Source organism: Pseudomonas parafulva (assembly GCF_002021815.1).
In the GTDB taxonomy this organism is placed as follows: domain Bacteria; phylum Pseudomonadota; class Gammaproteobacteria; order Pseudomonadales; family Pseudomonadaceae; genus Aquipseudomonas; species Aquipseudomonas parafulva_B.
This window is the reverse complement of record NZ_CP019952.1, coordinates 290,196-313,938: the sequence shown is the minus strand read 5'-3', so window position 1 is coordinate 313,938 and position 23,743 is coordinate 290,196. Positions and strand designations below refer to the sequence as shown.

Here is a 23,743-nt window from a genome sequence, read left to right as displayed (position 1 = left end):
CGGGTTCAGCCGACAGCACGGCCTGAACACCTTCTATCGACAGCGCTCCCAATGCCTACCTCCCTCCACAGCCACCTTCTGCTCGAACGCTTTCAGGCGCTTGATCGGTTTTTGATTGAGCATCAGGCGCTGTGGAAACCCAGGCCGTTCACCCACCTGCGCTTGGATTGGGAAGGCACCTACCCGGATCTGGCGCGACATCTGCGCCAAAACACCCTGGCCGATGCCGAGGGTGAGGTCGACCCGCACGCACTGCCCGCACCTTATCCACAGCTGGCTGATGCCGCCCAGACGCTCAGCGCTCTGGGTAACCTGCCAGCCTCTGCGCTCCGCGCCGCCGCGCACCGGCTTGACGTCAATGTGCCCGGCCGCAAATGGCAGCAGATCGAAGCCTTCGCCAGTCACCTCGCCTTCCGGGCACCCTCGCGTCACTGGCTGGACTGGTGTTCGGGCAAAGGCCATTTGGGCCGGCGTTTGCTGCAACCCGGCCAGCGCCTGACCTGCCTGGAGTACGACCCCGAGCTGGTGGCTGCTGGCCAGGCCCTCAGTGCCCATCACCACTTGCCTGTGCAACACATCCACCAGGACGTGATGGCCCCCGGCAGCGCCGAGCATCTGGATGCGGACACCAGCGTGGTCGCCCTGCACGCCTGCGGCGACCTGCATGTTCAGCTGCTGCGCCTGGCCAGCCAGCAAAACTGCCCACAACTGGCCGTGGCCCCGTGCTGCTACAACCGCATTGCCACCGCCCAGAACCAGGCGTTATCCACAGCTGCCCGTGCCTCGGCCTTGCAGCTGTCGCTGGATGACCTTGGCCTGCCCTTGAGCGAAACCGTCACCGCTGGCGCCCGCGTATGCCGCCAGCGCGACACGTCCATGGCCCGCCGCCTGGGCTTCGACCTGCTGCAACGCCAGCAGCGCCAGACCGACCAGTACCTGTCTACGCCATCGCTGCCGGTGGCCTGGCTGGCCAAGCCCTTCGAGCAGTATTGCCGTGACCTGGCGGCGCTCAAGCAACTGGACCTGCATGGGGATATCGACTGGGCAGCCTTGGAGTCGGCAGGGTGGGAGCGCTTGGCGCAGGTACGCAACCTCGAACGCCTGCGCAACCTGTTCCGCCGCCCGCTTGAGCTCTGGCTGGCATTGGATCGTGCCCTTTTTCTGACCGAACAGGGCTATGACGTGCGTTTGGGCGTGTTTTGCGACTATACCCTTACCCCACGCAACCTGATGATCCTTGCCGAGCGCGACAGATAGCCGCAGAACAACCTGTGGATAAGTCTGTGAACAAGCTTGGGGTTACCTGTTGGTGTACGCGGCCATCCAGATGGATTTGCTTATTCCAAAATCACGTTCAAGACCAGCAAAAACAGGCATTTGCGCAAATTCGGCTGGTTGAGGCCTGAGTTATGCCATTAGCACAAGCATTCGATGCCGCTTGTGCATAAGCAATTTTTCGGGGGCGATCTTTTGTTGATTTCAGAGAGGTTTGGTGCGTAGGGGTGGGGTTGCCATGCCGGAATTGGGAATGGCTTCAGAACCTGCCACGGCCTTGAGATTTTGAAGTCTGTTGTCTTCGAGCCGTTTCAAAGAACTGGGCGGGTACCTGAAAACGGGTTGCCTATCCGCTTGGCACCCTGGCCCTATCGTCATCCATGCAGCCGAGGTTCCGGTGGGCCTCCGCTAGTGGCGCTTGCCTTTGGCGATTTCGATGTCGTTCAGCAAGGCGTTGGCCATGTCGCAGAGGTAATCCGCAGCACCGAGCAGCTTATGGTCATCCTCCATGTCCCCCTCACGCACCAGGTGCCTGATGTAACCCATCAGGATCGAGACGTGCTCGTACGCAGCATCCACCGGGATGCCGGGTTGAACGCGAAGGAGGTTTACGGGTGGGGTGCCGGCTTGGAGGAAGGTTTCTACGCCTGCGGTGGTGACAGCGCTCTCAACGGGTGGGTCAGGAACAATCGTTTTCATATGAACCCCCTATGTTCAAAGGAGTTGCCACATTCATGCTTCTCACGGGACAAAGGCGGCAACCGTGCACAGGGTGAGAAACCGAGTGAACATAGGAAGCCCGGCCAGACCGAAGTCTGCCCGTGCACGGTCGCCATTGAGCAGCCGCTAGGTTCAAAGTCGGGTTCTCACACCCGGTCGCCAGAGCGACGGGGCAAAGGTATCCGTGAGGTATTTCCCAGACAACGGCGATACTTCGGCAGAGCGCGTAGGATACGTCCGATGACTAAACTTGCAGAAGTCTCCAGCTGGAGAGTCCAGACATTTCCTACAAAACCAAGGCTCGCAAGCTACAACACTCCAGCCCAACTCATCCCCATGTGGGAGCGGCCTCGCCGGAGCGCCGGACCGGCCGCGATGGGCCGCAGAGCGGCCCCAAAACTCCCACCCCAAACCACATATCCCCCCCTACACACACACCGCAACAGCCCACCCCTAATCCCCGCCCCCACAACCGTGTATCATGCGCCCCCCAATCATTAAAAAGTGACGTCGCGCGCTGCCTGCCAGCCCTGCGGCCATCTGGCGTTGCGCCAGATTCGACAACGGACCTGACTCTCGTGACCCAAGCCAAGCCCCTCGCCCTGCTCGCTTTCGCCCTGGCCCTCACCGCCTGCGCCAGCGCCCCCTCGCACCCCGCCCCCGGCAACCTCGGCTGGAACCACCCCGGCATGCAGCTGGGCGGCGACCGAGGCCTGCCCCTGCGCGCCGACAACACCTGCCGCAAGCGCGGCTGCGACAACGACAAGCTGTTCTTCAACCCCGGCAAGACCGAGCCAAGCGTCACCACCATCCACCGCGGCTGGTAAGAAAATTCCCCTTTTGGGTCGGTGACTTAGGTCATTTTCAAACAATCGCAATGAAGTGGTTTACACACGCCAAACGATCGTTATAATGACGCCCCATTGCCGGTATAGCTCAGCTGGTAGAGCAACTGACTTGTAATCAGTAGGTCCCGGGTTCGATTCCTGGTGCCGGCACCATTCAAGGTTTCAGAGAAGGGTTTCAAAATCTCTGGAATTCACGAAAAACCCGCCTTTTGGCGGGTTTTTTCGTTTTGGCGTTCCGTCGAATTCCGGGAATAGCCAGCGCTAATAAGGCTAGTTTTAAGGGTAGAGGTCCGTTTCGATATCGGAGACTATCCTTGTGGCCCGCAAAACTGCCCCGCCTACCGGTACCCCCTGTCGCACGGCAAATCCCAGAAAGCGCGAGTACAAGCTCTTCGATGGGGGCGGTCTTGACCTGCTTGGGCAACCCAACGGCCGCAAAGGAGGGCGGCTCAGGTACGTGAAACCCGATGGCCGAGAAGGCCTGACTGCCCTAAGCAGTTATCCAGTGATCCGTCTGTTTCACTGGGAAGAGACGGGCGCTCTTGACAGTGCTGCAGCCCTTATCGCATTCGGTTTTGCGGCAACTTCACTCCTGACATAGGCGTGACAGACGCCAATGGCTCCAGCAGCAGCGCTGTAGGGGATGGCCCCGCAGACCAAGGGACGGAGTGCACCTGACTAACAGTCGGGCATGCCCCGGTCATCGCATTGCTGCATTTCATCCGACTCAGGATCTCGCAGCACTGGTCTCGTCAGCCAATGCAGCCTCTACCCGCCCACCTTTAACGGCTTAAACAGGCCAGATTATGAGATGCCCTCGTTCCAGGACGTCAGGAGCCGCCAGCCCCAGGCTAGAGGACATCCCTTACAAATCGCAGGGGCCATCCCTGATAACACTCAGCATTCTGGGCAGGATACGGTGGGTCGAGGATTAGCAAACGGAGGTGAAGCGTATGCAACTAGGGTCGATGTGTGCTCATACCCTGGTGTGGGGAACAAGCGTTGGGTTATCGGATCTTAGACATTGTGTACTGGTGTGTACAATCCTCTGAATCGTTGTGTAGTATACACACATCTGCGGCAAGCTTTGAGGAGGTACCCGTGCACAGCCGAGACATCATCAAGCGGCTAAAGGATGACGGTTGGGTCAGAGTTAAAGGGACTGATGGGAGCCACCAGCAGTTCAAGCATCCAACCAGGAAGGGACGGGTTACGGTTCCTCATCCGAGTAAAGATGTGGCAATCGGGACGCTTCGAAACATCTGGAAGCAAGCCGGTCTCTGACCGGCTTTACACTTGCTGGTAGATCGTAAGCTTGCTGTTAGCAATAGTGAAATCGAATCGCCGAACTTTTTCGGAGGGATGTTTAAAATGAAATACCCAGTTGTTTTGCACAAAGATGAAGATTCCGATTACGGAGTGACAGTTCCAGACGTACCGGGCTGCTTCTCTGCTGGCGAAACGATCGATGAAGCATTGAGCGAAGTCCAACTTGCGTTAGAGATGCACTTTGAAGGTTTGGTAGAAGATGGAGAGCCTCTGCCGCAACCTCAAAACATCGAACTTCATAGGAAGGACCCGGCTTATGCCGATGGCATCTGGGCTTTCGTAGAATTCGACGTCACCCCCTACTATGGGAAGTCGGTTCGCTTTAACGCGTCTTTACCAGAAGGTCTCCTCAAACGCATAGATGATCGCGTGAAAGAAGACAGCTCTTATGCGTCCAGATCAGGATTTTTAGCCGCGGCGGCGCTGCACGAGCTGGCGAAAAACTTAAACGAAGGCATAGACGCTTTAAAAACCAGAAAGACAGTATGACTTGAAAACATTAAGGGCGCCCTACGGGCGCCCTAATAATGACTAGGTATACGAGCAAGAAACGCAACTGAAGCACTGAACCAACTTTGCAAGACTTGAGAGCTCACAGGGTATCCATTGAACTTCTGAAATGCCTTGTTGAGGCTGCTGTGCAGCTCATCGCGGCGCGAGGCCGCTCCCACCCTGGGATTCGCTCGGTTCCGGATGCGGTATTGGGTGGTTGCTCGTATGGGACGGCGCTTACGCAAGATAAGGGTTAGGATTCCCGGCTCATTGAACGCACCTGCCCAAGGCCCCTCATCCCAACCAAACCTCAAACCGTGTCCCCAACACCTCATCCGAGCACATGCTCACACTCCCCCCATGCGCCTCGGCAATCTTCTTCACGATAAACAACCCCAGCCCCACCGACCGCACCGTGTCCTGGCAATCGCTGCCTCGGGTCATCGGCTCGAACAACGTGGGCAGCAGCGCGTCATCGATCGCAGCACCATGGTTATGCACACTCACCACCGCCCCGTCATCCGAGAAGTCCGTTGTCAGGGTGATGGGGTAGCGAAGGTCGCCATAGGCCACGCCATTGGCCACCAGGTTGCCAATCAACTGCTGCAACCGATCCGGGTCGACCTGCACCACGCGTCGGCCGCGGGCGTAGTGCCGAATCTGTGCGTCAGGGAAGGCCACCTTCAGCTCACTTATCGAATAATCCACGGCACGTACCAGGTCCACTCGCTCGCGGCGGATGGTCATGCCGGGGCCGAGCCTGACCGAGGCGAAGTCGAGCAGGTCGACGATCATGCGCAGCGCGCGCTCAGTCGAGTTGTCGATGCCGGCCAGTAACCGCCGCGCACGGTCGTTGGGTAGGTCGCGCTTGAGCATGGACGCGGCCATCTGGATGGCGGTCAGGGGGTTCTTCAGGTCGTGGCTGGCGATGGCGACCATCTGTTCGGAGAAAACAGCGCGGCGCTGCACCTCCTGGTAGGCGGCGGCGAGTTCGGCCTGGGCGCGTTGCAGGGCGCTTTCGGCTTCTATCTTCTGCGCCAGCATTTCTTCGGCGCGTTGCATGGCTTCCAGGGCGGCCTTGCCACTGCTGGTGCTTTCGAGGGCGCTGAACAGCGCCAGGTGGTAGCGAATGCCGTCATCACTTTCGCGGCGTACGCCGCTGAGCAGCATGGGCAGCTTGCGGCCGTCGCGGTGGCGCAGGGCAATCTTCACTTCGGAGATGGACCCTTGCATGTTCAGCAGTGGGCCCCAGTGGGTCAGCAGGAACACGCGGCCGTCGGCGGGCAGCAGTTGGTCGAAACTCATCGCGTGCAGGGTGGCGCTGTCGTATCCCAGCCAGTCGGCCAGGGTCTGGTTGCAGCGCACCAGGGTGCCGTCGGGCGCCATCACCACCAGGGCACAGGGTGCGTGCTCGAAGAAGGCCTGGGTGGACAGCAGCGCCGTGTTATCCATGGTCGAGGCCAAGGTGGGTGAAGAACTCGTCCATCGCGGCAGCACAAGCGCCTGACGCGCTCAGCTGGGGGTAGTGGCCCATGTTCTCGATGATGCTCAGCTGGCTGCTCGGCATGACGGTGTTGAGGTATTTGCCCACCGCCACAGGCACCACGGGGTCGCCCGTGCATTGCACGATCAGGGTAGGCAGTTGCAGGCCCGTCACGTCCTTGCGGTGGTCGGACAGGAAGATCACGCGGGCGAAATGCCGGGCGATCTGGGCGTCGGTGCGGCTGAAACTGCTGGCCAGTTCCTGTTCCAAGGCCGGCTGGCCGGGGGTGCCCATCAGCACGGGGGCCATGGAGCTGGACCAGCCCAGGTAGTTTTCGTCGAGGGTGGTCAGCAGGTCGTGCACTTCTTCGGGGGTGAAACCGCCGGTGTAGGCCTCGTCGTCCACATAACAGGGCGAGCCGCCCACCATGACCAGCCCCATCAGGCGGCCTGGCCGCTGGCGTTCGGCCAGGGCAGTGATCATGGCGCTGACCGAGTGGGCGACCACGATGACCGGGCCTTGGGCGTATTCGTCGATGATTTCGTTGAGGTCGCTGGCGTAGCCCCACAGCGTGGAGTACTTGTCGTGCTTGTAGGCACTGAGGTCCGAGCGCCCTGCCCCGACCAAGTCGTAGGTAACAACCCGAAAGCGCTCGAGAAAGTGCGGCAGTAGCAGCCGCCACATGGATTGGTCGCAGCCTAAACCATGGGAAAGAACGAGGGTCACGTCACCCGCTCCGGCTACCTGGACGTTGTTACGTTTTTGCAGGGTCATACCTCTCCCGAATACCGTTCAACGTCATGCTGAGCTGTCACGATCCGTTTAAGTCCTTGCTGAGAATAGTTGAGAGAAGCCCTTCGGGTAGGTGCCGTTGAGCAACGCGTCAGCGCCCCGCTAAGTGCTTAGTGGGGTTTTGTGCAGAAACAGTTCACGGATCGGGACGCCCACCTTACGCTATATAGGCAAGCGACGTAGAAATTTCTGCCAGTTTTCTGGGGCCAAAGGGTCCGGTGATGATCCGGATGCCCCTGGCTGGTGCTTGACTTCAGTCAACCTGAACAGAGCCAGGAGGGTTAGGCTCAGGTCATGTACTGCTTGCCGGAGGCCCCTCATGGCCAAGAAATTCCCGAAGCACCCCAGTCACCCCGAGCGCATTTGCTGGGGCTGCGATCTGTATTGCCCAGCCAAGGCGCTGGCCTGCGGTAATGGTGCCGACCGGACCATGCACCCGATGGAGCTGTTCGGCGAGGACTGGGACAGTTTCGATGACCGGTTCGAGCCGCCCGCTGTGGATAACGCGAAGCCCCCCACCTTCTGAGTGCCTCCACCCCTGCATGAAACACCTCACCCGCTCGGCGCGGGTGAGGTGTTCGTCCTTGCGACTTAGATCAGAAGGTGGTGTTGACGGTCAGCGACAAGCTGCGCGGGTCACCGTATACGGCACCTGCATAGAACCCGTAGCGGGTGTAGTAGTGCTTGTCGAACAGGTTGTTGGCATTGAGGGTCACGCTGGTGTCATCGGTCACTTGGTACTTGGCCATGGCGTTCCAGATGGCGTAGCCGGACCAGTTCACGTCGGTGGCACCGCTGCTCACGCCGTTGACAGGCTGGCCCGCCGGGCTGGATATGGCGCGAATGTTGGATTGCGCGGTAACGCCGGCGCCTACGGTCAGGCGGTCGAGTGGGCCGCTGAGGTGGTAGGTGGTGGAGGCCTTGAACAGGTGCGAAGGGTCGCTGCGCCCGTCGCTGTCAACGCGGCGGAAGTGCAGGTAGGTGTAGCCGGCGTATACGTTCCAGTCCGGGGTCAGGGCGCCGGCGATTTCCAGGTCGATGCCGTCGGTTTCCTGGCCTGAGCCTGCTTTGTAGGCATCGCCACCGGTCGGGGTGGACAGGCCGCCGTCCAATACCGCCTTGTTTTCCTGTTTGGTGCGGAAGTACGCCGCAGAGGCGTTCAGGCGACCGTCGAACCAGGCGCCTTTGATGCCCGTCTCGTAGCTTTGCCCCCGGATCGGCTCGACCCGGCTGCCAGCGCTGGTTTCCTGGGTTTGCGGGTTGAAGATGTCGGTGTAGCTGGCGTACAGCGAGTAGGTGTCGTTCAGGTCGTACACTGCGCCCAGGTAGGGGGTCACGACGCCGTTTTCTTCCTGGCTGGTGCGCTCGGCATCCACGCTGCGGGTGATGGCCGAGTAGTCGGTGGTGCGCACGCCCAGGATCACCGACAGCGGGTCGGTGATGCTCAGGCGGGTCGCGGCGTACATGCCTTGCAGGCGGGTGGTGGTCTTGCTGTGCTTGCCGGTCTGCGAAGCCAGCATGGCATAGTCCCCGTCCACGCCGTTGCGCCAGTCGTTGATGGGCAGGCGATTGTCGGCGCGAAACAGGCAGCCTACTCCCGAGTCGACAGCTTTACCGCCCCCAACCATGCTGCACCGGTACTCCGGCGACCACTGCACGGTACGGCTGTCGTTGTAGCCGACCATGGCCTGATGAGTACGGCCAAACAGTTGGAACGGACCAGACAGGTCGATTTGCGCCGACTGCTGGGTGGTGTCGCTCGAGCTGTGCATGCCGTTGAGCTGCGCGCCGCTACCGTCCTGATCCCAGTAGCCGCTGAAACCGCGGCCGCGCCCTGCCGAGTTGACCTTGCCCAGGCCTCGGTGATTAAGGGCATCTGTCGTGCTCTGGGACGCCTTCAGGTCCAGCGACCAGTCGTTGTCGAAGCGGTGCACCAACGAGCCGAAGGCGGTGCGGGTGGTGTACTCGACGAAGCTCCAGCTCGGTACCAGATTGGAACTGCGTGGCAGGTCGGTCTTGCTGCCGTCGCGGTACCAAATGGGGATGTTCGCGCCCCAACCGCCGCCCACCACCTTGTTGTACTCGTACTGGTAGCCGGCGCCCAGGGTGGTGGCATCGTCCAGGTCGAACTCGAAGTTGGCCAGGGCCGCGCGTGAACGGTCGGACTGGTAGTCACGGAACGAGTTGGCATCCTGCTGGGTCACCACGAAACGCGAGCGCTGGCGGCCGTCTTCGGACAGCGGCAGGTTCAGGTCGGCGCCCAGACGGCGCTTGTCCCAGCTGCCGTAGGTGGCGTACGCGCTGCCGCCGAAGGTGCGGGTGGGCGCCTTGCGAATCAGGTCGATGGTGGCGGACGGGTCGCCGGTTCCGCCGAGCAGGCCGTTGGCACCGCGCACGATGTCGATGCGCTCGTAGAGGTCCATGTTCAGGGCGTTGCCGCTACCGCTGAAGTCCGACGCGCCGGGTGCTTGCAGGCCGTCGATTTTCCAGTTGGTGATGGAGTAGCCACGGGCCCGGTAATCGGTGCGTCCGCCCACTTCGGATTTGCTGGCGGTCACCCCTGGGGTGGTTTCCAGCGCCTGCTCGATGCTGTGGATGGCGCGGTCATCCATCTGCTGACGGGTGATGGTGGTAACCGACTGCGGCGTCTGCCGTGGGGTCAGCGCCAGGCCGGTGGAGCTGCGCGTGCGTTCGACGGTGTAGCCCAGCTGGCCGGCATCGTCTTGGGGCAGCAGGGCGCTGTCTTCGATTTGCGTGGCATCGAGTACCAAGGGTGCGCTGTCGGCGGCCATGACGCCACCGCTGATGGCAAGGCCGACGAAGAGGGCGATGGGCTTGAGGCGGGGGCCGCCACAGGTGAACGCGGTGAAGGTGTTGGCGATGCTTGAGGGATTCATTTGGGAAGGCTTCGTATTTGCAGATGATTTTTTGTTAGGATTCTAGGGATCAGTCCTCCGGGCTCTACACCCGACATGTACGGGGATGTAATGCAACGTAATGGGCGCTAATGACGCCCGTCTCACAGGTGTTTTTTCAGATGAGCACAACCCTGCTGGTTGTTGATGACGACGACGAGATTCGCGAGCTGCTGTGCGATTACCTGACCGATGCAGGCTATGCCGTACTGGCGGCTGCCGACGGCAAGCAGATGCACGAGCACCTGGCGCGGCAAAAGGTGGACCTTGTGGTGCTGGACCTGATGCTGCCCGGTGAAGATGGCTTGAGCCTGTGCCGTCAGTTGCAGGCCCTGCCGGGGCTGGCGGTGATCATGCTGTCGGCCAAGGGCAGTGCACTGGACCGCATCATCGGCCTGGAAGTGGGGGCCGACGATTACCTGGCCAAGCCTTTCGAACCCCGGGAACTCATTGCCCGGATCAAGGCCGTGCTGCGCAGGCCCCATCGGTTGGAGGCTGCCGTACAGGAGCCGACCCAGGTCGAAGCTCATGTCTTTGCAGGCTTTCGCCTGGAACACATCAAGCGCCTGCTGACGCGCCCCGATGGGCAGACCTTGACCTTGCCGCGCTCCGACTACCGGGTGCTGCGCGAATTGCTCGAAGCCAACAACCGTGTGGTGTCTCGCGACCAGTTGACGCGCAGTGCCTTCAGCCGCGACCACCTGCCAGACGACCGCTCGGTCGACATGTGCGTCAGCCGCCTGCGCCAGCACTTGCGCCATGCGCCCGGCGATGTGGCGCAGATCCTCACCATCCGCAATGAAGGTTATCTGCTGAGCATTGCTCAGAGCCAGGCCACGGCCTGACATGCGCTGGGCTCGCCGACTGTGGCCGCGCACGCTGTTCGGGCAGCTGATGCTGATCATGGTGGGCGGCACGCTGGCCATCCAGTTGATGTCCAGCAGCATCTGGTTCGATGTGCGCTTCGCCCAGGTGTTCGAAGCCCCCGTGCGCTTGATTGCGGCGCGCAGCGCCCCGCTCATCCAGCAGGCCAGCTGTCATGCCGGCGTGCTCAAGTTGCCGGCCCATTACCAACTACGCTGCGCCGAGCAGCTGCCCTCACCGCAGCAGGACGAACGGCGCGGGCGCAAACGGGTCGAGTTGCTGCTTCACCAGGCACTGAAATACGAGCTTGGCCGTGAGCCGCAGGTGCATTTGATGAAGGTGCAGTTGACCGACGAACTGGGCCAGCCGATCGTCTGGCGCAGCCTGTTCGGCCTGCGCACGGCCCAGGCCCATCTTCAGTTTGCGGTGCCGTTGGCAGACGGGCATTGGTTGACCATCGACGGGCAGGAACTGCAAGGCTGGAGCGGCGAGTCCGCCTGGCTGCTGATCAGCGACTACCTGTTACGGGTGTACGCGCTGCGCATTGTCGCCGTGCTGGTGGTGTGCCTGATCGCCGTGCGCCTGTGCCTGCGTCCGCTGCGCCGCCTGGCGGATGCAGCGCTGGCGCTGGGCAGCAACCTAGAACAACCGCCGCTGGCGCTCGACGGCCCCGACGAGGTTCGTCAGGCCGCGCAGGCCTTCAACGCCATGCAGCAGCGCCTGATCGCCATGGTCAACGACAAGGCTTACTTTCTCGCCGCCGTCTCCCATGACCTGCGCACCCCGTTGACGCGCATGCGCCTGCGCCTGGAGCGCATGCCCGATGACGAACACCGGAAGCGGTTGCGGCAGAACATTGCCCAGATGGACGACATGATCGGCCAGGTGCTGGACTACCTGCGGGCGGGCGAGCAGCAAAACCTGCAGCCGGTCGACATTGATCGCCTGGTTGCACGCCAGTGTGCGGAGCTGGCCACTGCCGACGAACCCATCCCTGTGCACGGTCATGGCGGGGTGGTGAGCGTCGATGCCCTGATGGTGCAGCGTTGTCTGCAAAACCTGCTGGTCAATGCATTGCGCTATGCCAGTCAGGTGAGTGTGTCGGTGGAGCGCGTAGGGCCACGGGTGCTGGTTCACGTCGAGGATCGAGGCCCAGGCATTGCGCCGCACCTGCTGGCGACCGTCACCGAACCGTTCGTACGTGGAGAGCGTTCGCGTAACCAGGCATCGGGCGGGTATGGGCTCGGGCTGAGTATCGTCGAGCGGATCATGACCAGCCATGGGGGGGCGTTGCGGATGCACAACCGTGAGGGGGGCGGGTTGCGCGTGACCATCGAGCTGCCGGTCTAGACATGGGCAGCCCGTGGGCTCAGGCCACCGGCGCACGCGGTGCAAAGGTGGCCTGCGTGGGTGACCGGATCAGAAGATGCTGATCGGGTACTCGACGAATACGCGGACTTCGTTGCCGTCGTCGTTGTAACCGTTCTGGCGCACGGCATTGTTGGTGCGCAGGAACGAGCTGCGCAGCTTGACCGACAGGTCCTTGGCCGGGCCTTCCTGGACCACGTAGCGGATCTGGTTGAAGATCTCGCGCTCCTTGCCTTCGCCGAAGCCCTGTGGGTTGGCGACGTTGCGGGTATTGATGTTGTCACCCACCACGTAGGCCAGCTTGTAGGTCAGGCCAGGAATGCCGTAGGCACCGAAGTCCAGGCCATAGCCCAGCTGCCAGGAACGCTCGTCCTCGGCATTGAAGTCGGACCAGTAAGAGTTGGCCAGGAAGATGGTCGAGCCACCGTCACCCACGCCGCCCTGGTTCTGGTACCAGCCGTAGTTGTAGCCGGTGCTACCGGTGCTGCGCTGGTGAGCGAGGGTGAACGAGTGGGCGCCGTAGGCGTAGGTAGCAGCCAGGCTCCAGATGGTGTTCGAGTCACCGTTCAGGCCCGCTTCACGCACGTACTTGTTGTCGATGCTCGACTTGTAGCCGTTGAAGTCCAGGGTCAGGGACTGATCGTCGGCGATGGCATAGACGTAGTTCAGGCCCAGGTAGTGCTTCTTCATCACGTCTTCGGTGTCGGCGGTGTACAGCGACGCAGTGAAGTTGTCGTTGAACTTGTAGCTACCGCCCAACACGTTGATCGACTTCAGGCCACCGCCATCACGGCGTTCGGCGCTCTTGCGCGCTTCCTGGGTGAAGCGACCGGCGTTCAGCTCCAGGCCTTCGATTTCCTTGGAGGTGATCAGGGTGCCGGTGAAGCTTTCCGGCAGCAGGCGCGCATCGTCGTACTGGAGCACTGGCAGTGCAGGCATCTGGTCACCGTACTTGAGCACGGTGTTGGAAATACGGAACTTCACGGCAGCACCGGCACGGGCCAGGTTGTGCGGCGAACGGGCATTGCCATCGGCATTGGTGGTGTCGTGCGGCTTGAAGAAGTCGACGCCGCCGCCACCGTTGTGGCCCTTGCCGCCGTCCAGGCGCAAGGCGTACAGGCCGAATGCATCGACGCCGACACCGACGGTGCCTTGGGTGAAGCCGGACGAGAAGTTGCCGATGAATGCCTGGCCCCACTCGATCTGGTCATCGGTGCCGTGCTTCTTGTCACGGTTGATGTAGGCGTTGCGCAGAAGGACGTTGGCGTGGCTGTCCTCGATGAAGCCGTTGCTGGCGGCCTGGTCATTGGCCTGGGCCTGGGTCGCGGCGATCATCGCCAGGGCGACCAGGCTGATCCTGGTATTCAACATGTTATTTTCCTTATTTCTTGATCGAAAACGCGCTGCGTAATGACGCCATGAACCAACGCCCCTTCGTAGGTTCGACGCTATGCAGGTTCTGCCAGAAGGCCCTTTGCCGGTAAACGCGGCCGGCCCTGGCAACAGCATGGCCAAACGGATTGGCCAGCAGGCGTGGCCGAATCCTAGCGGCGTGCGATTACAAATGTCAAAAAAACGTGAAATTCAGGTTGATATAACTAAAAACCGAGCGTTCATGAGGCATTTCCTTTAGAACTAAAGCTGTAGGAGGATATTCCTTCTCGGTATTGAAAACTCATCTTGATCAAGGCGACAAGTTCACTTAGGTCCCCATTCTGACTAGTCACAAAGTGATACAAACGTAAAAATCCAGAAACCATAATAGGCGAGCGTTAGCAAATAGCACCCATTATCATTCGCGCCTTCATTACTGCCCGGTCAAACGCGCGTCATGCCTGCCCCTTCTCGCCTCGCTCCTATCACGCTCTCCATTTCATGCCTGCTGGCTGCCAGCCCCACAAGCGCCGCTACTACCACACTGCCTGAGCTATCCGTCACCGCCGACAGCGAGCGGGACAAAGACAGCCCGCGGGTGCGTGAAGTCAGTACTGCGACCCGAACCGCCACCGCCGTACGCGCCGTGCCGCAGGCGGTGGATACGGTCAAGACCTCGCAGGTGCTGGACTACGGCAGCAACACGTTGGGCAAGGCGCTCGAAGGTATCCCCAACGTCAGCAGTGGTGCCGACACGCGCTTCGATAGCGTGCGCATTCGCGGCTTCGAAGCCGGCAATGACTTCTACCTGGACGGCGTGCGCGATGACAGCCAGTACATCCGCGACCTGCACAGCATCGAACGGGTCGATGTGCTCAAAGGCCCTGCGGCCGTGCTGTATGGACGGGGCGGCCAGGGGGGTATCGTCAACCGCATCAGCAAGGCGCCCGAGGCGGGCCGTCGTTCCACCCTGGAGGCACGGGCAGGCAGCGAGGACCTGCGCAGCCTGTATGCCGACCTCAGCGCAGACCCCAGCGACACGGTCAGCCTGCGCCTGAACATGGGCAATCAGGACAACAACAGTTTCCGTGACGGTGTCGACGGTAGCCGCCAGCTGTTCGCGCCCTCGGTCAGCTGGCAGGTCACGCCGGCGCTGAACTGGCTGGTGCAATACGAGTACAGCCGCTTCAACCGCACGCCGGACCGCGGTATCCCCGGCGTCGATGGTCGCCCCGCGAATGTCAGCCGCAGCACGACCTACGGCGATACACAGCGTGACTTCATCGATGACCGGGCGCAGTCCTTGCGGTCACGCCTGAACTACGAGCTCAACGATGCATGGCAACTGCGTCATACCCTGAGCCTGTTCAAGCTCGACAGCGAATTCGACAACACCTACCCCACCGCCTACAACCCCAGCAATGGCACAGTGACGCGCCAGCGCTGGCAGCAGGACCTGAACACCCGCAACCTGTTCAATACCCTGGAAGCCGAAGGCACCTTCGACACACTGGGCCTAGGGCACACGCTACTGCTGGGCCTGGAATTCGGCAGCCAACGCCGCGACCCCACTTTGTACACCGCGGCTGCGGCAAACGCCGGCGGCAGGCCTGTGCCGCCCGTGGACTTGTACGACCCTGACCGGAGCAGGCAGCACAACGGTCGCATGGTGATGTCGAGCAATAACCACACCGTGGTGCAAAGCCGAGGCCTGTACCTGCAAGACCAGCTTCGCCTGAACGATCAATGGCAGTTGCTGGCAGGCGTGCGTTTCGATGAATTCGACGTTCAGACCACCAACAAGGTGCGCAGCCTGTCCGAAAAACAGAGCAGCCGAACCACCAGCCCTCGCATCGGGGTGGTGTATACCCCGTGGCAGGACCACTCGTTCTATGCGTCATGGAGCAAGACCTTCTCGCCAGTAGGCGGTGGCCTGATCGGTATAACGCCGGGCGCACCGGGCAACAGCAACGAGACAGCACCCGAGCTGACGCGGCAAAAGGAGGTTGGCGTGAAGAGCGACTGGTTCGACCAACGCCTGACCACCACCCTGGCGGTCTATGAGCTCGAGCTGTACAACCGTCGTACCCGCGACCCGCTTGACCCGGAAGTCACCTTGCTCAGTGGCCTGCAGCGCTCGCGCGGCATCGAGTTGACCGCCATGGGCAATGTGGTTGGCAACTGGTACGTGCGTGGCGGGGTTGGTCTGCAAGATGCCACGATCGTCAAGGACAGCAATGGCCAGCAGGGTAACCGGATCAATGACGTGGCCAAGCGTAACGCCAGCCTGTTCGTCACCTGGAAGCCAGAACTGGGCTGGTACGCAGAAACAGGCCTGACGCTGGTCGGTCAGCGGTATGCCGACAACCAGAACACCACGGTCCTGCCAGGTTATGGCCGCTGGGATGCGCTGGCCGGGTACCGCACCCAGGAGTGGGACGTGCGGGCGGCGCTGAGCAACATTGCCGACCGGACTTACTACAGTTCGGCGACCAGTGCAGCGCAGATCCAGGTCGGCGACCCGCGCAGCCTGGTCGTCACAGGCACCTACAGCTTCTGAACGTCAACAGGGGCAGCCTTTGCGAGGCTGCCCCTGCCGGTGTGCTACAGGGTTTGAGGAACGTTGGATCGCGGCTAACGCCACACCGCCATCAACGCATGAAGCTCAGCCTCGCTGATCAGCCCTTCGGGGTAACGCCCGGCAAGTAGCCGTCGTGGGTCGGTCGTCCTGACCCTGCTGCTTCCATGGTGCTTCAACCACTTCGCCAAACGCTCGAGCGATGCATGGTCTAGTGCCAATGGGCGCAATGCCGACTCACTTGCTGCATTCATTTCTACACGTACTCCTGGCCCGTGAGCAGCTAACCTACGCAAGTAGTGTTACAAGCAGACAACCCGATGACACCGGGCTATCTGTTTGAAAAACAATACAAAAGCTATGCCACTACACGTGCCAGGCGTCGCCGGGCTGGGAAGCGAGCGTACACCCTCGCCGCGCCCCACGGGCCATCAACGGTGCACAGGCGCCGGCTGCTGCTGGGTCAGGCAATGAATGTTACCGCCGCCCAACAGCAATTCCCGCCCAGGGATCATCACCACCTCATGGTCAGGAAAGATGCTCGACAGTATGGCCTTGGCCTCGGCATCGGCCGGGTCGTCGAAGCTCGGCGCGATGATGCCGCCGTTGACGATCAGGAAGTTGACGTACGAGCCTGCCAGACGCACCGAAGGGTCACGCTCCTGGCTGCCCGACACCTGGTCGACGCCGGCACATTCCTCTTCGGTGGCGTACAGCGGCCCGGGTATTGGCATCTTGTGCACGACGAAGGCCCGTCCCCTGGCGTCGCGGGTGGTCTGCAGCACTTCCATGGCCGCGTGGCAACGCGCGTAGTTGGGGTCGTTCGCGTCATCTGTCCAGGCCAGTAACACTTCACCTGGGCGCACGTAACAGCAGAAGTTGTCGACATGGCCATCGGTTTCGTCGTTGTACAGGCCGTCGGGCAGCCAGACCACGGTATCGACCGCGAGGTTGTCGCGCAGCACAGCTTCGATCTGCTCGCGGTTCAGGTGTGGATTACGGTTGTGGTTCAGCAGGCACTCTTCGGTGGTGATCACCGTGCCTTCGCCGTCCACATGGATCGAGCCGCCTTCGAGCACGAACCCTTCGGTGCGATAACGCTGGCAGCGCTCCATCTCCAGCACCTTGCCAGCCAACGCCTCGTCTTTGTTCCACGGTGCGTACAGGCCACCCTCGAAGCCGCCCCAGGCGTTGAAGTCCCAGTCTACGCCGCGCACTTCGCCGTTGTCGTTGACCACGAAAGTGGGGCCGGTATCACGCACCCAGGCATCGTCGCTGCTGAGTTCGACAACCCGGATATTGGGCTGGTCCAGCAGGCGACGCGCGTTTTCATACTGGCCGGCAGAGACGCCCACGGTGACCGGTTCGAAGCGCGCGATCGCCTTGGCCAGGGTGACATGGGCCGCCTGTGCCGGCTTGCCGCCCAGGCGCCAGTTATCCGGCCGCTCGGGCCAGACCATCCAGACCTGGGTTTGCGGGGCCCATTCGGCGGGCATGTGGAAACCATCGGCACGGGGCGTGGAAGTGAGGGTTTTCATCGTTGACCTCTGTCATGGCCCTGCCCGGAAGGGTATGGGCGTAAAAAGCGTTTATAACCGATATAAATCCGTGTTGAAACAGAATAATGCCGCAAGACCCTGATAAGCCCGACACAATATTTCGATAATAATCGGCAAATACGTGACGCCGGTCGGGCGCAACCTTCACCCTAGCATTGACCAGAGCAGTGCCGCGCGCCTTGCTCGACAGGACAAGCACGCTTCTGCCAGCTAGGGTCATAACGCACAGCATGCAGAGTGTTTCCCGATGAACGTGATACCCACTACCCTTCCCGAAGTGCTGATCATCGAACCCAAGGTCTTCGGCGACAGCCGAGGTTTTTTCTTCGAGTCCTTCAACGCCCGCGAGTTTGCCCGGCTGACCGGCGCCAAGGTCGAGTTCGTCCAGGACAACCACTCGCGCTCTGGCCGGGGCGTGCTGCGTGGGCTGCATTATCAGGTGGCCAATACCCAAGGCAAACTGGTGCGCGTGGTACAGGGCGAGATCCGCGATGTGGCCGTGGATGTGCGCAGGCACTCGCCCACGTTCGGCCAGTGGGTGGCAGTGCACCTGTCGGCGGAAAACCATCGTCAGCTGTGGATCCCGGCAGGCTTTGCCCATGGCTTTGCGGTGATGGGCGATTCGGCGGAGTTTCTGTACAAGACCACCGACTACTACAACCCACAGGCCGACCGCTGCATCCGCTGGGACGACCCGACACTGGCCATCGACTGGGGTCTGCAACAGCCGCCTGTGCTCTCAGACAAGGACAAGCTGGGCGTGTCGTGGGCAGAAGCACAAGTGCTGCCTTAACTAGCGCATAATTGCTTCAGACCCTTCTGACGCAATGATGTGATGATCGCCAAGAACACCCCTCCTCGCCGCCCTCGCTGGCGCAGCCTGGCTTTACTGGCGCTGTGCCTGGTGCCGCTGCTATGGCCGCTGCATCACCTGGCTGAGCGCTATTACCGGCAAGAGTTGGCCTCGCAGAACCGGCAGACCCTCGACCTGTATGTCGCCAACCTGCTGGGCACGCTGCACCGCTATGAAACCTTGCCGCAGATCCTTGGCGATTTGCCAGCCCTGCGCGGGGTGCTGGCCGACCCGTTTCGCCTGGAAGCGGTCACCAATGCCAACCGCCTGCTGAAAAACATCGTGCAGCAGACCGGCGCCGAGGTGATGTACCTCATGGACGTCAGCGGCAATACCCTGGCGGCCTCAAACTGGGACAAACACGACAGCTTCGTAGGGCGCAACTTCGCGTTTCGCCCCTACTTCAACGAAGCCATGGCCGGGCACCTCGGTCGTTTCTTCGGCCAGGGTACAACGTCCGCGAAGCGGGGTTATTTCTTCGCCGCCGCCGTGCGCGACGGCGAACGCACCGTCGGTGTGCTGGTTGTCAAGGTTGACCTCGATCATACCGAGACCTTATGGGGCCGCACGCCCGAGCAACTGTTGCTGACCGATCACAACGGCGTGGTCATCCTCACGTCACGCCCGGAGTGGCGTTTTCGCGCTACCCGGCCGCTGACCGCAGCCGAGCGCCAGGCCATCATCGCCATCCAGCCGTACCCAACCCAGGCCCCCCAGCCGCTGGTGATCAGTGACGATGCCTGGATCACCCAGACCCGGGCCATTCCAGAAACCGGCTGGCAGGTCAGCATACTTGCGCCGCGCATCCTGGTGGACCGCTCCGCGCAGACGGTCACGGCCATCGGTGCCGGCGCTCTGCTGGTCATCGTGCTGCTGACCGGCCTGGTGATGCAGCGGCGCCGTCATTATATGGACCGCATCGATTTCGAGGCCCGCGGGCGCCAGCAACTCGAACAGCGGGTGGCCGAGCGTACCGCCGACCTCGAAGGGCTCAATGCGCGCCTCAAAAGCGCCGTGCTCGAACGCGAGAATGCCCAGCAGGAGGCCGTGAGGGCCCAGGACGAACTGGTGCAGGCAGGCAAGCTGTCGGTGCTGGGCACCATGTCGGCGAGTATCAGCCATGAGCTCAACCAGCCCCTGGCAGCCATTCGCAGCTATGCCGAAAACGCCGAGATCCTGTTGGACCACCAACGTACCGAAGACGCGCGCGGCAACCTGAAACTGATCGGCGAGCTGACCGGGCGCATGGCCTCGATCATTGCCCACCTGCGCGCCTTTGCCCGCCGCGACCGCCACGCTCCGGAGAGCGTAGCCCTGCAACCGGCCCTGGACGACGCCCTGGCCCTGCTTGCCAAACGTCGCCGGGCAATGGCGGTTGAGCTGGTGCGCGACCTGCCGGAAGCCACGCTGTGGGTACAGGCGGGCGAAACCCGCCTGCGCCAGGTACTGGGCAACTTGCTGGCCAATGCCCTGGACGCGTTGACCGAGAAGGCCAACCCGCGCCGGCTGTGGATAAGTGCCGAACAGCAGGACGATTGCGTTTATCTCTCCATTCGCGACAACGGCCCCGGCTTCAGCCGTCAGGCACTGGAGCATGCCAGGGAGCCCTTTTTCACCACCAAGACCCGCACCCAGGGGCTGGGCTTGGGCCTGGCCATATGTGACAGCCTGATGCGCACCCTAGGGGGTGAGCTGCTGCTGGCCAACCACCCCGAGGGCGGTGCGTTGCTGACCTTGAAAATGCGCGTAGCCCCACCGGGTGCCACCTTGCCCAATTCAGAGGATTCTTCGGCATGAGCCCCGAAACACTGATCGACAGTCGCGCCCAGGTGATCCTGGTCGACGACGACGCACACCTGCGCCAGGCCCTGAGCCAGACGCTGGACCTGGCCGGGCTCAAGGTCGTGGCATTGGCCGATGCCCATGGCCTGGCCGAGCGTATCCCGGCAGACTGGCCAGGCGTTGTAGTCAGCGATATCCGCATGCCGGGTATCGATGGCCTGCAGCTGCTTGAGCAATTGCATGGCCTGGACAGCGAGCTACCGGTGCTTTTGATCACCGGGCACGGCGATGTCCCGTTGGCGGTACAAGCCATGCGCGCCGGTGCCTACGACTTCCTGGAAAAGCCCTTTGCCAGCGACGCCCTGCTCGACAGCGTGCGCCGCGCCCTGGCACTGCGCCAATTAGTGCTGGAGAACCGCAGCCTGCGCATGGCATTGAGCGACCGCCAGCAACTGGCCACACGTTTGGTGGGCCAGTCTGCGGCCATGCAGCGCCTGCGCGAGCAGATCGGCGCACTCGCCGGCACGCGAGCCGACGTATTGATCCTTGGTGAGACCGGGGCTGGCAAAGAAGTGGTCGCCCGCGCCCTGCACGACCTGTCGAGCCGCCGGGACGGGCCCTTCGTGGCCATCAACGCTGGCGCTTTGGCCGAATCGGTGGTCGAGAGCGAGCTGTTTGGCCACGAGCCCGGCGCCTTTACGGGCGCGCAAAAACGCCGCATCGGCAAGTTCGAATTCGCCAATGGCGGTACGTTGTTCCTCGATGAAATCGAAAGCATGAGCCTGGATGTGCAGGTAAAGCTGTTGCGCATGCTCCAGGAGCGCGTGGTCGAGCGGTTGGGTGGCAATCAGCTGATACCGCTGGACATCCGCATCATCGCCGCCACTAAGGAAGACCTGCGCCAGGCCGCCGACCAGGGGCGTTTTCGCGCCGACCTGTATTACCGCCTGAACGTCGCGCCCTTGCGCATTCCGCCGCTGCGCGAACGTGGCGACGACATCCTGATGCTTTTCCAGCATTTCGCCGATGCCGCCAGTCAGCGCCATGGCCTGGGGCCGCACGCCCTGCAACCCGCGCAACGGGCTTTGCTGCTGCGCCATGACTGGCCGGGCAACGTGCGCGAGCTGCAAAACGCGGCCGAACGCTTCGCCCTCGGGCTGGAACTGGCGCTCGATGGCCAGGCGCCGCCTGCAACCCACGCTCCCGCCCCCGTCACCGGCAACCTGAGCGAGCAGGTCGAGCACTTCGAGCGCTCGTTGATCACGGCTGAACTTGCTCAGCCGCACGGCTCGCTGCGTAGCCTTGCCGAAGCGCTGGGTGTTCCACGCAAGACGCTGCACGACAAGTTGCGCAAGCATGGCCTGAGCTTCGAAGGCGGTAGCGGTGGCCACGACGACCATGAGGAAACCCGTTGATGAGCGAGCCGATTCACCCGCTGCAGACAGTGCTTCACACCGATATTCCATTGACCCGGGACATGAGCCTGGAGGTACTGGACTGGCAACAGCATACCCTGCGCCTGCAACTGCCCTTGGCCGCCAACGTCAACCACAAGAACACCATGTTCGGCGGCAGCCTCTACTGCGCAGCGGTACTGGCCGGCTGGGGCTGGTTGCACCTGCGGCTACAGGAACTGGGCATCGATGATGGGCATATCGTCATTCAGGAGGGGCAGATCAGCTACCCGCTGCCGGTTACCGGCGCTGCCGTGGCCAGTTGCGCTGCTCCGGACGAGAAGGCCTGGTCGCGATTCCTGACAATGTATCAGCGGCGTGGGCGGGCACGGCTGACGCTGGAAACAACGGTGAGCAATGTGGGCAGTGATGAAGTGGCGGTGATGTTCAGCGGGCAGTATGTGTTGCACAGGTGAGCGGCGGGTTGATCGCGGGAGATCAACAGGCGGTCTTGACGCCGCGAATCTGGGGCCGCTTTGCGGCCCATCGCGGCACAAGGCCGCTCCTACACGGGGAGCGACTGCCTAGCGGCACATCTGGAGGCTAGCCGATTTCCGGGTAGGAGCGGCCTTGTGCCGCGATGGGCCGCAAAGCGGCCCTTTCGGTCCTCTACCCATGAACAATTTTCCACCCCTAAAGCCACACTTACCCTCGCCAATCAAACGAGCCCAAGCAAGGCCTCTCGCCAACGGGCCCCCGCCGGCAGGGCAAGGAAGTAGGGATTGAGCAACGATTCGCGCGCCGGATACCGGAAGGGTTGGCCGTCGACCTCAATCACCTCGCCCCCGGCACCCTCGACCACACCCTGGGCGGCCGCCGTGTCCCACTGGGAGGTCGGCGCCAAGCGTGGGTAGCAGTCGGCGCTGCCTTCGGCCAACAGGCAGAACTTCAGTGAACTGCCCACCGAAACCAGCTCAAGCGGCCCCACCGCAGTACTCAACCCGTTCAGCAAAGCCTCTTGCCGAGGGCTGGAGTGCCGGCGGCTGGCAACCACGGTGAACGGCGACCCGGCAGGCGGGGTGGCGCGCACCTGGATGGCCTGCGCGGTTTCACTCCGCTCCGCTCGCCAGGCACCCAGTGCCCGCCCTCCAAAGTAGCAACGCCCCGAAGTGGGCATCGATACTACCCCAAACACCACCTCGCCCTGATCGATCAAGGCAATGTTGACCGTGAACTCCTCGCTGCCGGCAATGAACTCCTTGGTGCCGTCGAGCGGGTCGACCAACCACCAACGGCGCCACGTCTGGCGCTCCGCCAACGGGATATCGCAGTCTTCTTCGGACAGGACGGGAATGTGCGGGGCCAGGGTCTGCAAGCCCTCTGTAATTACCTGGTGTGCTGCCAGGTCGGCAGCCGTGACGGGCGAGTCGTCGGCCTTGTTGACGACGGCCACATCAGCGCGCCAGAACGGCAGGATCGCCTCGCCCGCCGACAGCGCCAACGCCACCACGTCCTGCATCAATTGCTGATCGTTCATGGTGCCAGTACCCCGCGCTGGATCAGCAGGTCACGCGCCAGGTACAAGGCAGCCAGCGCACGCCCTTCGCTGAACTGCGGGTGCATGGCCAAGGCCGACAGCTCCCGCAGGTTGACCTTGTCCACGCCCATCGGCTCCGGCTCATCGCCCTCCAGCCGTTCCTCATACAGGTCGGTGGCCAGTACCACCTGGATCTTCTGGCTCATGTAGCCCGGGGACAGGGAAAGCTCGGTCAGGTGCTCCAGTTGCCGTGCACCAAAGCCGGCTTCTTCCTTGAGCTCCCGGTCAGCTGCCGCCAGCACGTCCTCGCCCGGTTCGATCAAGCCCTTGGGTAGCGACAGTTCATATTCGTCAGTCCCGCCGCAGTACTCTTCCACCAGCACTGCGTGCTCGGCATCGAGCATGGCCACGATCATCACCGCACCATAGCCATTGCCCCGGCCCACCAGCCGCTCGTAGGTGCGCTCCACGCCGTTGCTGAAGCGCAACTCGACGGCCTCGACTCGGAACAGGCGGCTGCTGGCGACGATCTCGCGGCTGAGGACGGTAGGTTTCTGGCGCATGGGGGGCTCCTTGGCGT

At 62.1% G+C, this 23,743-nt stretch carries 21 protein-coding genes, 1 tRNA gene and 1 pseudogene; 14 read left to right on the top strand and 9 right to left on the bottom strand.

Annotated elements, in window-relative coordinates; translation table 11 throughout:
- The first annotated feature begins 51 nt into the window (after positions 1 to 51).
- Positions 52 to 1,257, top strand: a complete 1,206-nt coding sequence (locus B2J77_RS01350; protein ID WP_078477837.1) for a methyltransferase — start codon at positions 52 to 54, stop codon at positions 1,255 to 1,257.
- Positions 1,258 to 1,683: 426 nt separating this feature from the next.
- Here the strand turns inward: B2J77_RS01350 and B2J77_RS01345 are convergent, their stop codons facing one another.
- Positions 1,684 to 1,974 carry a DUF3077 domain-containing protein gene (locus B2J77_RS01345; protein WP_058639967.1) on the bottom strand — a complete coding sequence of 97 codons (291 nt, stop codon included), beginning with the start codon at positions 1,972 to 1,974 and terminating at the stop codon, positions 1,684 to 1,686.
- A gap of 599 nt (positions 1,975 to 2,573) precedes the next feature.
- On the opposite strand from B2J77_RS01345, the gene B2J77_RS01340 reads away from it, so the two are divergent.
- From B2J77_RS01340 to B2J77_RS01320, 5 genes and pseudogenes are all read left to right on the top strand, one after another.
- A complete protein-coding gene (locus tag B2J77_RS01340) occupies positions 2,574 to 2,822 on the top strand; it encodes a hypothetical protein (RefSeq protein ID WP_078477836.1) in 249 nt (82 codons plus the stop codon).
- Between the two features lie 98 nt (positions 2,823 to 2,920).
- Positions 2,921 to 2,996 (top strand) — tRNA-Thr (locus tag B2J77_RS01335).
- A 163-nt stretch (positions 2,997 to 3,159) separates the two neighbouring features.
- A pseudogene (locus tag B2J77_RS21570) lies at positions 3,160 to 3,360 on the top strand (integrase); the annotation flags it as partial.
- A 455-nt stretch (positions 3,361 to 3,815) separates the two neighbouring features.
- Complete coding sequence (locus tag B2J77_RS21745) at positions 3,816 to 4,127, top strand: type II toxin-antitoxin system HicA family toxin (RefSeq protein WP_323368212.1); 312 nt, start codon at positions 3,816 to 3,818, stop codon at positions 4,125 to 4,127.
- Between the two features lie 87 nt (positions 4,128 to 4,214).
- Positions 4,215 to 4,661, top strand: coding sequence for a type II toxin-antitoxin system HicB family antitoxin (locus tag B2J77_RS01320; protein ID WP_058638931.1), 447 nt, complete (start codon positions 4,215 to 4,217; stop codon positions 4,659 to 4,661).
- Positions 4,662 to 4,958: 297 nt separating this feature from the next.
- On the opposite strand, the gene B2J77_RS01315 is transcribed toward B2J77_RS01320, so the two are convergent.
- On the bottom strand, positions 4,959 to 6,116 hold the full coding sequence (locus B2J77_RS01315; RefSeq protein ID WP_078477834.1) for a sensor histidine kinase: 1,158 nt from the start codon (positions 6,114 to 6,116) through the stop codon (positions 4,959 to 4,961).
- Positions 6,109 to 6,921, bottom strand: coding sequence for an alpha/beta fold hydrolase (locus tag B2J77_RS01310; protein WP_078477833.1), 813 nt, complete (start codon positions 6,919 to 6,921; stop codon positions 6,109 to 6,111). Before B2J77_RS01310 ends, B2J77_RS01315 begins: the two co-directional genes overlap by 8 nt.
- A gap of 337 nt (positions 6,922 to 7,258) precedes the next feature.
- Here B2J77_RS01310 and B2J77_RS01305 point away from each other — a divergent pair, with 337 nt between their 5' ends.
- Positions 7,259 to 7,465, top strand: a complete 207-nt coding sequence (locus B2J77_RS01305) for a DUF3079 domain-containing protein (RefSeq protein ID WP_078477832.1) — start codon at positions 7,259 to 7,261, stop codon at positions 7,463 to 7,465.
- 70 nt (positions 7,466 to 7,535) lie between these two features.
- Here the strand turns inward: B2J77_RS01305 and B2J77_RS01300 are convergent, their stop codons facing one another.
- Positions 7,536 to 9,836, bottom strand: a complete 2,301-nt coding sequence (locus B2J77_RS01300) for a TonB-dependent siderophore receptor (RefSeq protein WP_078477831.1) — start codon at positions 9,834 to 9,836, stop codon at positions 7,536 to 7,538.
- Positions 9,837 to 9,976: 140 nt separating this feature from the next.
- On the opposite strand from B2J77_RS01300, the gene B2J77_RS01295 reads away from it, so the two are divergent.
- Entirely contained in the window at positions 9,977 to 10,699 is a 723-nt protein-coding gene (locus B2J77_RS01295; protein ID WP_058638936.1) for a response regulator, read from the top strand.
- A gap of 1 nt (position 10,700) precedes the next feature.
- The gene (locus tag B2J77_RS01290) at positions 10,701 to 12,068 is read left to right on the top strand and encodes an ATP-binding protein (RefSeq protein WP_078477830.1); all 1,368 of its coding nucleotides are present in this window, start codon (positions 10,701 to 10,703) and stop codon (positions 12,066 to 12,068) included.
- A gap of 69 nt (positions 12,069 to 12,137) precedes the next feature.
- Here the strand turns inward: B2J77_RS01290 and B2J77_RS01285 are convergent, their stop codons facing one another.
- On the bottom strand, positions 12,138 to 13,457 hold the full coding sequence (locus B2J77_RS01285) for an OprD family porin (RefSeq protein ID WP_078477829.1): 1,320 nt from the start codon (positions 13,455 to 13,457) through the stop codon (positions 12,138 to 12,140).
- A gap of 460 nt (positions 13,458 to 13,917) precedes the next feature.
- On the opposite strand from B2J77_RS01285, the gene B2J77_RS01280 reads away from it, so the two are divergent.
- A complete protein-coding gene (locus B2J77_RS01280; RefSeq protein ID WP_078477828.1) occupies positions 13,918 to 16,020 on the top strand; it encodes a TonB-dependent receptor in 2,103 nt (700 codons plus the stop codon).
- A 74-nt stretch (positions 16,021 to 16,094) separates the two neighbouring features.
- Here B2J77_RS01280 and B2J77_RS01275 read toward each other — a convergent pair whose 3' ends face one another.
- Positions 16,095 to 16,292: a hypothetical protein gene (locus B2J77_RS01275; RefSeq protein WP_078477827.1), complete on the bottom strand. Its 198-nt coding sequence runs from the start codon at positions 16,290 to 16,292 to the stop codon at positions 16,095 to 16,097.
- 177 nt (positions 16,293 to 16,469) lie between these two features.
- Positions 16,470 to 17,576, bottom strand: a complete 1,107-nt coding sequence (gene aguA / locus B2J77_RS01270; protein ID WP_058605942.1) for an agmatine deiminase — start codon at positions 17,574 to 17,576, stop codon at positions 16,470 to 16,472.
- 268 nt (positions 17,577 to 17,844) lie between these two features.
- Between aguA and rfbC the strand changes: the two genes are divergently transcribed.
- Genes rfbC through B2J77_RS01250 form a run of 4 tightly spaced genes read left to right on the top strand, consistent with a single transcriptional unit; the run spans position 17,845 to position 22,102 of the window.
- Entirely contained in the window at positions 17,845 to 18,390 is a 546-nt protein-coding gene (rfbC, locus tag B2J77_RS01265; protein WP_058638940.1) for a dTDP-4-dehydrorhamnose 3,5-epimerase, read from the top strand.
- A gap of 42 nt (positions 18,391 to 18,432) precedes the next feature.
- Positions 18,433 to 20,247, top strand: coding sequence for a sensor histidine kinase (locus B2J77_RS01260; RefSeq protein ID WP_078477826.1), 1,815 nt, complete (start codon positions 18,433 to 18,435; stop codon positions 20,245 to 20,247).
- Positions 20,244 to 21,647 (top strand): sigma-54-dependent transcriptional regulator, encoded by a 1,404-nt coding sequence (locus B2J77_RS01255; RefSeq protein WP_078477825.1) that lies wholly within the window; start codon positions 20,244 to 20,246, stop codon positions 21,645 to 21,647. Before B2J77_RS01260 ends, B2J77_RS01255 begins: the two co-directional genes overlap by 4 nt.
- A complete protein-coding gene (locus tag B2J77_RS01250) occupies positions 21,647 to 22,102 on the top strand; it encodes a YiiD C-terminal domain-containing protein (RefSeq protein WP_078477824.1) in 456 nt (151 codons plus the stop codon). Before B2J77_RS01255 ends, B2J77_RS01250 begins: the two co-directional genes overlap by 1 nt.
- A 242-nt stretch (positions 22,103 to 22,344) precedes the next feature.
- Here B2J77_RS01250 and cysQ read toward each other — a convergent pair whose 3' ends face one another.
- Together cysQ and nudE are read right to left on the bottom strand one after the other, a co-directional pair.
- Positions 22,345 to 23,163 (bottom strand): 3'(2'),5'-bisphosphate nucleotidase CysQ, encoded by an 819-nt coding sequence (gene cysQ / locus B2J77_RS01245; protein WP_058637088.1) that lies wholly within the window; start codon positions 23,161 to 23,163, stop codon positions 22,345 to 22,347.
- Complete coding sequence (nudE, locus tag B2J77_RS01240; protein ID WP_058605999.1) at positions 23,160 to 23,726, bottom strand: ADP compounds hydrolase NudE; 567 nt, start codon at positions 23,724 to 23,726, stop codon at positions 23,160 to 23,162. Before nudE ends, cysQ begins: the two co-directional genes overlap by 4 nt.
- Positions 23,727 to 23,743 lie beyond the last annotated feature (17 nt).